This is a genomic window from Xanthomonas sp. SHU 166 (assembly GCF_000364685.1).
Lineage (GTDB): Bacteria > Pseudomonadota > Gammaproteobacteria > Xanthomonadales > Xanthomonadaceae > Xanthomonas_A > Xanthomonas_A sontii.
This window is the reverse complement of the sequence record NZ_AQOJ01000005.1, coordinates 1-8,674: the sequence shown is the minus strand read 5'-3', so window position 1 is coordinate 8,674 and position 8,674 is coordinate 1. Positions and strand designations below refer to the sequence as shown.

Genomic DNA, 8,674 nt, shown 5'->3' with positions numbered 1-8,674 from the left:
GGCTTGGCTGTAGGCGGCGCGCTGCACGGCCGCATCGATGCCGCGCTGGAAGTCGGCGCGGAACCCCGACTCGGTGATGCGCTGGGCGATCAGGAACACCGCGTGCGCCGTGTCGGCGCCGACCGCCTGCGCATCGGGAAAGCCCTGGCGTCGGATCAGATCGGTCAGGCGCTCCTGGCTTTCCTTCTGCACCGTTCGCACCTCGCGCGCATACGCGCGCAACGAGACGGTGTCGTGCTGCAGTCGCTGCGGCGAATAGTCGCGCTTGAGATCGGCGCGGGCCTGTGCGTCGTCGCTGATCAACTGCAGCAGTTGCGTGCGATAGGCCGGATTGGCCGGCGCTGCCGCTGCTGCGTCTTCTGTCGGTGCGCCCGTCGGCTGCGCCACGGCGATGCCGGTCAGCACGCACAACGCCGCTCCGAACGCCCACTGTCTGGCGATTCGCATCATGATTCCCCCTGTCGCCCGCGATACTAGACCAGCGCGCACGACCTGTCCCCGGTCTGGACTCGACAACACAGATCGCCGCCCGCGAGACAGAGGATTATCAACGGGCATCACACCTACAGCTCAAACCAAGTCACACAATAGCCGGCGGTCATGCCAACCCGCAATTCGCAGGGCCATCTGCGCTCAGGCGCTTCCGCGGCAGCCTGCCTCGGCGCTGACTTGCGCGCGGCCACACAGTCTCCAGACCCCGAACCGCGCGCAGGAGTTCCGTGCTGCCCCCTTGTGCGTGGACGAGCCCGCCGCTGCGATCGAGTTCGTCCCACCGGATGCTCGTAGAAGGGCCAGATGCCCGGACCGCGACGCCCCCGTCGCCTCAGTGTGCGGCAACGTCAGGCGGCAACCCCATCTCGGCTCGGCGCTGCTGCAGGCGTTCGGGTTGCTCGACGTCGAACAGACTGCCATCGGCCTTGTGCTGGGTCCCGTAGAGTTGTGGCTGCCCGCTCAGGACTCGATTTCGATCCACGTACAGCGCAAGGTCCTCCTTGCTGTAGCGTCCCTTCTCGGCGGCAGCCTGGATACCTGTCAGGAACGCGTCGCGGAACGTCCGGTCCGCGGCATGCTGGGCCACCAGAAATCCCGCGTGTGCGCCGTCACTGCCGGCGACGGCCGTATCCGGAAAACCGTACTTGGCCATCAGCGCGGAGAGTGCCTGCTGGTTCTGTTGTTGCGAGGCATGGATCTTCAACGCGAGCGCGCGGGCGCTGCCGGGATCGTTCTGCAACTGCTGCGGCGTATAGTCCTTCAAGACATCTGCGCGGATCTGCTGATCGGCCTGAGCCAACTGCAGGAGCTGTTGCCGGTAGTCGGCGTTGACACCCTCGACCTCGACGGAATGGGCCATCGGTTGCTCCTGTTGAGGACGGGCAAAACTTCCGCCAGCGATCGCAAGCAGGGTGGCCGTGGTGATCAGGCGCATCATCATTCGCATAGGGAATTCGCTTCGGATGGAGTGGATGCCCGTGTGGGGGCTTGGGTGGATGGCACGGCCGCCATTGGTCTCTCGAATTCTTGATAACGTGCGGTTGCCCCATGCACCAGCAAAGCGCAGAACCTGCGTGCGATATCCAGTTGCGCGAGCCTCTGATCCAGATACAGGAACTGGCCGCCAGGATTGAGTTCGATGAAGACCAGCTCCCCTCCGTCCGCCGGCACCAGGAAATCGGCGCAAAAAAAGTCGATGGCCAGCGTCTGCCGCAGGCGCTCGAGCTTGGCCAGCAGCCCATCGGGAAGCGCCGTTTCAGCGTAGGTGATCGCAGTCTTGTGTCGCACGGCGCGATAGTCGATCTCGCCTTCCAGCGCGTGCGTCATCTTGACCGCCACGTACTCCCCCTGGAGGCAGACGATGCGCACATCGCCGCGGTGGCGCACCACCTCCTGATAGTTGGTCGGGCACGCGCTGACATCGCCATCGGCCAGGGGTTCTTCGATACGGATGCGTGTCGCATACGACACGCTGTAGCCGGTATTTTCGGACCAAGCGCCGACGTTGAAGGGCTTGACGACCACGCCCTCCGGTTCGCGATCGCGAAAGTCGCGAATGTCTTCCGCGCGGTGGCTGATCAGCGTCCGCGGGATGCGCAGGCCACTGGACGCGGCGATGGCGAGCTGCAACGCCTTCTGGTCCGCCATCAACGCCTGCATCGGTGCATTGATCCAGCGCTGCACGCCGACGCCGCTTCCCATCACCGCCAGTGCACCGAGGTCGAACAGCATTCCCTCGGAACGAATGAATCCCACATCCTGCTCGTGCACACCCGCAGGTGCCGGCTTTTTGAACAGCAAGCGCCGGCACCACGCAGTGTCGTAGCGCAGCGGCGACCCGTCGCGCACGAAGCGGGCACCATGCGTATCGCACAGCATCGACCCGCCTAGACCGCTCGGCCAGGCACTGCTGTCGAACAGGTCCACCCTGTGTCCTGCCGCTCCAATCATGGCGGCGATGGTCGCCGCATGGGTATCGTGCTGCGGTGCCACGATCAATATGTTCTTTGCGTCTTCCTGCATCGTCTGGACCCGTTGTGCATCATCGCCAGATGCATGGCGGCGCTGCAGCACCGCCATGCGCCGCCCGATTAGCTGAAGATGATGATCGTCTCGGTGTCCACGGCTTCGACGATGATGATGATCAGGGTGTCCTGACCGCCACCGCAAGAGATCGCACTGACTTCTTCCTGGGTCATTTCACGCGCGAAACGCTGTGCAACGGGACGCGAATTTTCCGTGTTCACGACAGTTTCCATTCCACTCTCCTTGAAAGACAGCATGGTTATTCGCCGGCGACGATGCCGGCGAGCTTCTCGACGCTTCGCGACGCGTCAAGTCTTTCGGCGCCAGGTCGCGCGCCTTGATTCCGCTCCGCCCCCAGCACGACCTTGCGGTCGGCCGAGGCGATGGTGTCCTCGCGATGCGCGATCAGCACGCGCGTCATGCTCAGCACCTTGATGTGCGCATTGACGATCTCGTCGCGCTGCCGGTCCAGATGGCTGGTGGCCTCATCCAGCACCAGGATCTTCGGCTGCCGATACAGCGCGCGCGCCAGAATCACCCTTTGCCGTTGCCCACCCGACAGGATCGATCCCATATCGCCCACCAGCGATTCGTACCCCATCGGCATGCGCACGATGTCGTCGTGGATGGCCGCCAATTTGGCGGCTGCCACGATGCGCTGCAGGCTGGCGTCAGGGTCGAAGAACGCGATGTTGTCGGCCAGGGAACCGGCGAAAAGCTGGTCGTCCTGCATCACCGCACTGACCATGCCGCGATAGGTTTCCAACCCGAGCCGCCGGATCTCCACGCCACCCACTTCGATCTGCCCTTCGGTTGGCGCAAGCAGACCCAACAGAAGCTTGGCCAAGGTGGACTTCCCGCAGCCGCTCGGTCCAACGATGGCCACCGACTCGCCGGCGCAGACCTTGAGATCGAAGTTGCGCAGTACCCAGGGATCATCGTCGGAATAACGGAAGCTGACGCCCTTGAACTCGATCTCCGGCGCGAGCTCGGGCCCACTGTAGTGTCCCAATGCATGCGGCTCGGGGTCGCTCATGGCGATATCGGCAATGCGCTCGGCATGCAGCCGTAGCATGCGGAACTCGATACACTTGTCGACCAGGCTGCCCGCCCGGCTGGTGAACAGATCCGCATAGCTGAGAAACGCCACCAGCATGCCCGCCGACAGCGCGTCCTGCAGCGCCATGTAGCCGCCGATACTGATCAACAGGACGCGCTGGATTCCGAAGACACCGCTGTTCAACGCCGTGAACGCCAGGCCGATGCGCTGCGACTGCATATCCAGATTGGCGGCCTGGACGGTCGCCGCGAAAAGTCGGCTTTGGCGCAGGCCCTGCTTGTTGGCCAGCTTGATCGCCTGGATGCCACGGACCGACTCCATCAACTCGCTCTGCTGGCGCGCCGCATGGAACAATTGATCGCGAGTGATACCGAACTGCACGCGATACATCGCAACGCGCAGCAGCAAATAGCAGGCGAATGCCGCCATTACCACGCCGGCGAGCTTGGCGCTGTAGAAGAACAGCACCACCAGCGCCAACATGCCGGTCATGCCATTGAGTACCGCTTCGACGAAGCTTCCGGTCAGCGTCGTCTGAATCGACTTCAGCGATCCGAACCGCGACAGCACGTCGCCCATGTGCCGCTTTTCGAAATAGTCCAGCGGCAAGCGCATCAGGTGGCCAAACAGGTTGTTGATCCATTGGCTGTTGAGCGAGGCGCCCAGCCAACTGACCACCCAACTGCGCGCCAGCATTAGCGCCGTCTGGGCGAGTACCGCGATCAGGAATCCGATCGCCAGGATCTTGAGCAACGGCATGTCCGCGGAGATCAGGACATGGTCGATCAACCATTGCATCTGGAACGGCATCAAGAGCACCAGCATCTCGATCGCCAGCGCCAGTGCGAAAACCTGCACGAGTGCCCGACGCAGTCCGCCGATCCTGCCGGTCAGTGCACGCAAGGACACCGGTTGCGGCGCCGCCGCCTTCTCGAAGCTAGGACTCGGCACCAGTTCCAGCAACACCCCGGTGAAGTGCTTGCCCACCTCCGCCAAAGGCAGTCGCAGCAGGCCGCGCGCAGGATCGTGGATCACCGCGACGCCGCGCGTCACGCGCTCCAGGACCACGAAATGGCTCAGATCCCAATGCAGGATGCAGGGCCCGCCAACGGCGGCCAAGTAGTCGAGTTCAGCGCGCATCGGCCTGACCTCGAAACCGATCGCGCGTGCGATTTGCATCAGGCGTTCGAGGCGTGCGCCCTGCAACGAGATGCTGAAGCGTCGACGCAAGCTGGGCAGGTCGACGTTCTGGCCATGGAATCCCGCGACCATCGCCAGGCAGGCCAGGCCGCATTCCGCTCCTTCCGTCTGCATGATCGGTACGATGCGCGTCGCGAACGGTGCCCTCCAGGACGACCAGGACCGGCTCATGATCCGCGCTCGTTCGAAGGGGTGTCGCGCATGCCGGAGGCCAGCTCGTAGACCGGCTCGAACATCCACTCGATCAGGTGCCTGCGTTCGAGCAGGATGTCCGCATCCAGCGCCATTCCAGGACGCAGAGGCTCCTGGCGTCCATACGCCACGACATTCTGGCTACCCAGTTCGACGATCACCCGATAACGCTGCTCCTTGATGTCCTGACCCAGCAACCGGGTCAGATCGCCCGAACTCATCGCACTGCGCGAAATCTCCGCGACGCGGCCGGCGTGGCGTCCGAACTTCTGATACGGGAATGCCTGATAGCGCAAGACCACCCGATCGCCTGGACTGACGAACCCGACGGCCCGCGACGATACCCACAGCTCGGCGCGTAGGCGCGTATCCCGCGGCAACAGCGTCATCAACGGCTGCTGCGCGGCGACAGGTTGTCCCGGATACACCAGCAGATTGCCGACGATCCCGTCCGATGGCGCGCGCAGGATCACCGCGCGGCGGGCCTCGCTCTCCGAGATCGACTGCGCCACGTCCGCCAGTTGCCGATCGATCTCGTTGTTCTTTCCGATCAGCGTTGCCGGAAGCTGTTCCAACTGTGTCTGCAACTGCGATTGTTGCTGCCGCAACTCAAGCGAATGCTTCTGCAGATCCTTGAGCTGCGCCTGATTCTGAATCGCCACATCCTGCTGCTGCAGCAGCTGCACCTTGGTCAGCACCCCGCGATTGCCGGGACTGGACCATTGCTCATACAGGCGAGCGGCGCTTTCGGCGCGTTGCCGCTGCAGAACGACCTGTTCTTCGGTACTGGCGATCTGACTCTTCAGCAACGCGATGCGCGTACGCAGGTCACGATCCTGCGCTTGCGACAGGCTGCGCTGTTCCTCGATGTCGGAACGCAAGCGCTCGCGCTTGAGGCGCAACTGCGCGATCACCGATGCCTGCGTATCGCCGAGCGATGCGCTGTCCTGTTCGCCGGAGATCTCAACCAGCGGTTGGCCCGCGCGGACGTTTGCGCCTTCCTTGGCGAACGTACGCACGACACGCCCGGACGCGGAGGGCGTCAGGGTCAGCAGTCCGCGATCGGGAACCAGGGTGCCGTTGACCGCTTCGCGTCGTGTATAGCTGCCGATGCACAACAGCGCCAGCACGATGACGAGCAGCGCGATGCTCACCCAGAAGTAAGCCCAACCGAAGCGCGGCGCGTCCAGGCGCACAGCGCCGAGCCAGCCCTCGCGGCGCGCTCGAAACACTTCTTCCCTGAAGAATCCGTCCGCCATTGCCATCCCCTGAGCGGCGCTGCATGCGTTCCTAGCGCGTGATGTTTTATCGCGTGCCGGCTAAAAGCCGTCAAGCGCGCAACTGCATATCCATGGACGGTGCGGTAGACAATTCCGGTTGCGACGACGCCGCACGCAGCGCGTCGTGACATGCGGTGGCCCGCGTGCTCGGCGACAGGCACGCGGCCATCGCCGTCGCGTTTGCAGCGGCTAGCCGATCACCCGCTTGAACGGCGGCAGCGCGTCGATGATGCGCTTGCCGTAGCGCTTGGTCAGCAGCCGCGAGTCGAGAATGATCACGCGGCCGTGGTCGTCGGAGGTGCGGATCAGGCGGCCGGCGAACTGGGTCAGGGTGCGCAGCGCGTGCGGCACCGCGATCAGGTTGAAGGCGTTGAGGCCGCGGCTTTCGAACCATTCGCCGAGCGTGGCGGTCTGCGGATCGGTCGGCACCGCGAACGGCACCTGGGTGATGACCACCGTGGTGCAGGCCTCGCCCGGCAGGTCCAGGCCCTCGCCGAAGGAATTGAGGCCGAACAGCACCGAGCCTTCGCCGGCGCCGATGCGGCGCATGTGCTCGCCGATCATCTGCGACTTGGAGCCCTCGCCCTGCACCAGCACGCGGTTGCGCTGCGCGAGCGGCAGCAGGTCGGCCACCTTGAGCATCTTCCAGCGCGAGGTGAACAGCACGATCGAGCCCTTGCCCCAGTCCAGTTCGCGCACCAGGTAGCGCGCCACTTCGCGCGGATGGCCCTCGCGGTCGTCCGGCGCCACCGGGAACGCCGGCACGATCAGCTCGGCCTGGTTGGGCAGATCGAACGGCGAGGACAGCGACACCATCTCGGCATGCGCGGGCAGGCCGTTGTCGATCGCCAGCGCCTGGAAGTCGCCGCCGCCGGTGAGCGTGGCCGAGGTCAGCACCGCCGCATCCACTTCGCTCCACAGCAGCGAGCGCAGCACCTGCGCGGCCGACACCGGCGAGCAATGGCAGATCAGATCGGCATCGCGCGAGGCGGTGATCCAGCGCGCCATCGGCGGCTGCCCGTCCTGGTCCTCGCGGCGCCAGCCCAGCCACAGCGCGTACTGCTGCTCGACCATCTCCAGGGCCATGCCCAGGTTGCGCTGCAGGCGTTCCTTGGCCGCGTCCTCCTGCTTGGACTTGGCCGCCATCTGGTGTGCGGCCTGCACCCAGTTCAGCAGCGCCCCGGTGTCCTGCGCCTGCGCGTCGATCAGCGGCTTCCAGTCCTCGGGCAGGCGGCCGTTGGGCGCGCGCCACATCGGTTCGTCCAGGCCCGGCTCCGGCACCCACACCCGTTCGATCTCGGCGCGGAACGCCTTCAGGCCCTTGGCCACCTGCGCGGCCAGTTCGACCGCCTCGTTGGGTAACTGGTTGCCGATGCGGTCCTTGTCGGCGAGCCGGTAGGCGGCGCCGACCAGCGCCTGCAGGCGGCCGGTGCGCCGCGCCATCTCGTCCAGCGGCAGGTTCGCCGCGCCCTGGTCGATGGCCACGCCGGCGATGTGGTGGCCCTCGTCGAGCACCAGCAGCATGTCCGACGGCGGCGCGATCAGCGGCTGGCCGTTGTCGCTGTCGCCCAGCGACAGCGCCGACAGCAGCAGGGCGTGGTTGGTGACCACGATCTGCGCATCGCGCACCTCGCTGCGCGCCTTCAGTACCGGGCACTGCACCGCGAACGAACAGCGCCGCCCGGCGCAGCCGGCCGCATTGGTGGTGATGCGCGCGCGCAGCGACGGCGGCACCGGCTCCGGCGCCGCATCCAGGTCGCCGTTCCAGGTCCGGTCGGCGTAGGCCTTGGCCAGCGCCCGCGCCTGCTCGGCCTCGGCCGGGCTCAATGGGCGGTCGTACAGCGGCGCCTCGTCCTCGAACATGCTGTCCTGCGCGGCCTCGCCATGCAGCTCGGCGACGTTGCGCGTGCACAGGTAACGGGTGCGGCCCTTGGCCAGCGCCACCGTGGCCTCCAGCCCGGTGGCCTTGAGGAAGGCCGGGATGTCGCGCTCGACCAGCTGCGACTGCAGCGCCACCGTGCCGGTGCTGATCACCAGCTTCTTCTTGCTGGCCAGGGCGATCGGCACGCCGGCGGTCAGATAGCCCAGGCTCTTGCCGACGCCGGTGGGCGCCTCGGCCACGCCGACGCCGCCGGAGGTGCCGAGCGCGCGCGAGACCACGCCGATCATCTGGCTCTGCGCGCGGCGCACGCGGAAGCCCGGCGTATTCGCCTGCAGCTTGGCGTAGGCGTCGCGGATGGCCAGCTTGACCGGTTCGGTGAGCTGACGCGGGGACGGGCCGGACGCGGGCGGCGTCGACGGCGAAGCGGAATCGGTCATCCCGGCATTTTCTCACGTCCCGTCGCAGGGACTGAAACGCTGGAACTGAACGGTGCTGCGCGCCGCGTTATGGCGGCGGCGGCGCGGCCTTGCGCGGCAGCGCCAG

At 65.8% G+C, this 8,674-nt stretch carries 7 protein-coding genes; all 7 read right to left on the bottom strand.

What is annotated here, in order from left to right; translation table 11 throughout:
* Positions 1–447, bottom strand: a 447-nt coding sequence (locus D180_RS00330) for a hypothetical protein (RefSeq protein WP_232760232.1), incomplete at its 3' end; no start/stop codon positions are given.
* Between the two features lie 376 nt (positions 448–823).
* Positions 824–1,426: a DUF6624 domain-containing protein gene (locus D180_RS00325; RefSeq protein ID WP_043090228.1), complete on the bottom strand. Its 603-nt coding sequence runs from the start codon at positions 1,424–1,426 to the stop codon at positions 824–826.
* Positions 1,427–1,428: 2 nt separating this feature from the next.
* Positions 1,429–2,571: a hypothetical protein gene (locus D180_RS00320; RefSeq protein ID WP_051064751.1), complete on the bottom strand. Its 1,143-nt coding sequence runs from the start codon at positions 2,569–2,571 to the stop codon at positions 1,429–1,431.
* Between the two features lie 11 nt (positions 2,572–2,582).
* Entirely contained in the window at positions 2,583–2,750 is a 168-nt protein-coding gene (locus D180_RS23620) for a hypothetical protein (protein ID WP_157835383.1), read from the bottom strand.
* 26 nt (positions 2,751–2,776) lie between these two features.
* Positions 2,777–4,948: a peptidase domain-containing ABC transporter gene (locus D180_RS00315; RefSeq protein WP_051064750.1), complete on the bottom strand. Its 2,172-nt coding sequence runs from the start codon at positions 4,946–4,948 to the stop codon at positions 2,777–2,779.
* A complete protein-coding gene (locus D180_RS00310; protein ID WP_017907402.1) occupies positions 4,945–6,228 on the bottom strand; it encodes an HlyD family efflux transporter periplasmic adaptor subunit in 1,284 nt (427 codons plus the stop codon). The genes D180_RS00315 and D180_RS00310 overlap by 4 nt, the downstream gene beginning before the upstream one ends.
* Before the next feature lie 210 nt (positions 6,229–6,438).
* Complete coding sequence (dinG, locus tag D180_RS00305; protein WP_017911214.1) at positions 6,439–8,568, bottom strand: ATP-dependent DNA helicase DinG; 2,130 nt, start codon at positions 8,566–8,568, stop codon at positions 6,439–6,441.
* Positions 8,569–8,674: the final 106 nt, after the last annotated feature.

What these genes read in the sequence shown, in the direction of transcription:
- D180_RS00310 (WP_017907402.1), bottom strand. Translation starts at nt 6,228, where the DNA reads ATGGCGGACGGATTCTTCAGGGAAGAAGTGTTTCGAGCGCGCCGCGAG.
- D180_RS00320 (WP_051064751.1), bottom strand. Translation starts at nt 2,571, where the DNA reads ATGGCGGTGCTGCAGCGCCGCCATGCATCTGGCGATGATGCACAACGG.
- D180_RS00325 (WP_043090228.1), bottom strand. Translation starts at nt 1,426, where the DNA reads ATGCGCCTGATCACCACGGCCACCCTGCTTGCGATCGCTGGCGGAAGT.
- D180_RS23620 (WP_157835383.1), bottom strand. Translation starts at nt 2,750, where the DNA reads ATGGAAACTGTCGTGAACACGGAAAATTCGCGTCCCGTTGCACAGCGT.
- D180_RS00315 (WP_051064750.1), bottom strand. Translation starts at nt 4,948, where the DNA reads ATGAGCCGGTCCTGGTCGTCCTGGAGGGCACCGTTCGCGACGCGCATC.
- dinG (WP_017911214.1), bottom strand. Translation starts at nt 8,568, where the DNA reads ATGACCGATTCCGCTTCGCCGTCGACGCCGCCCGCGTCCGGCCCGTCC.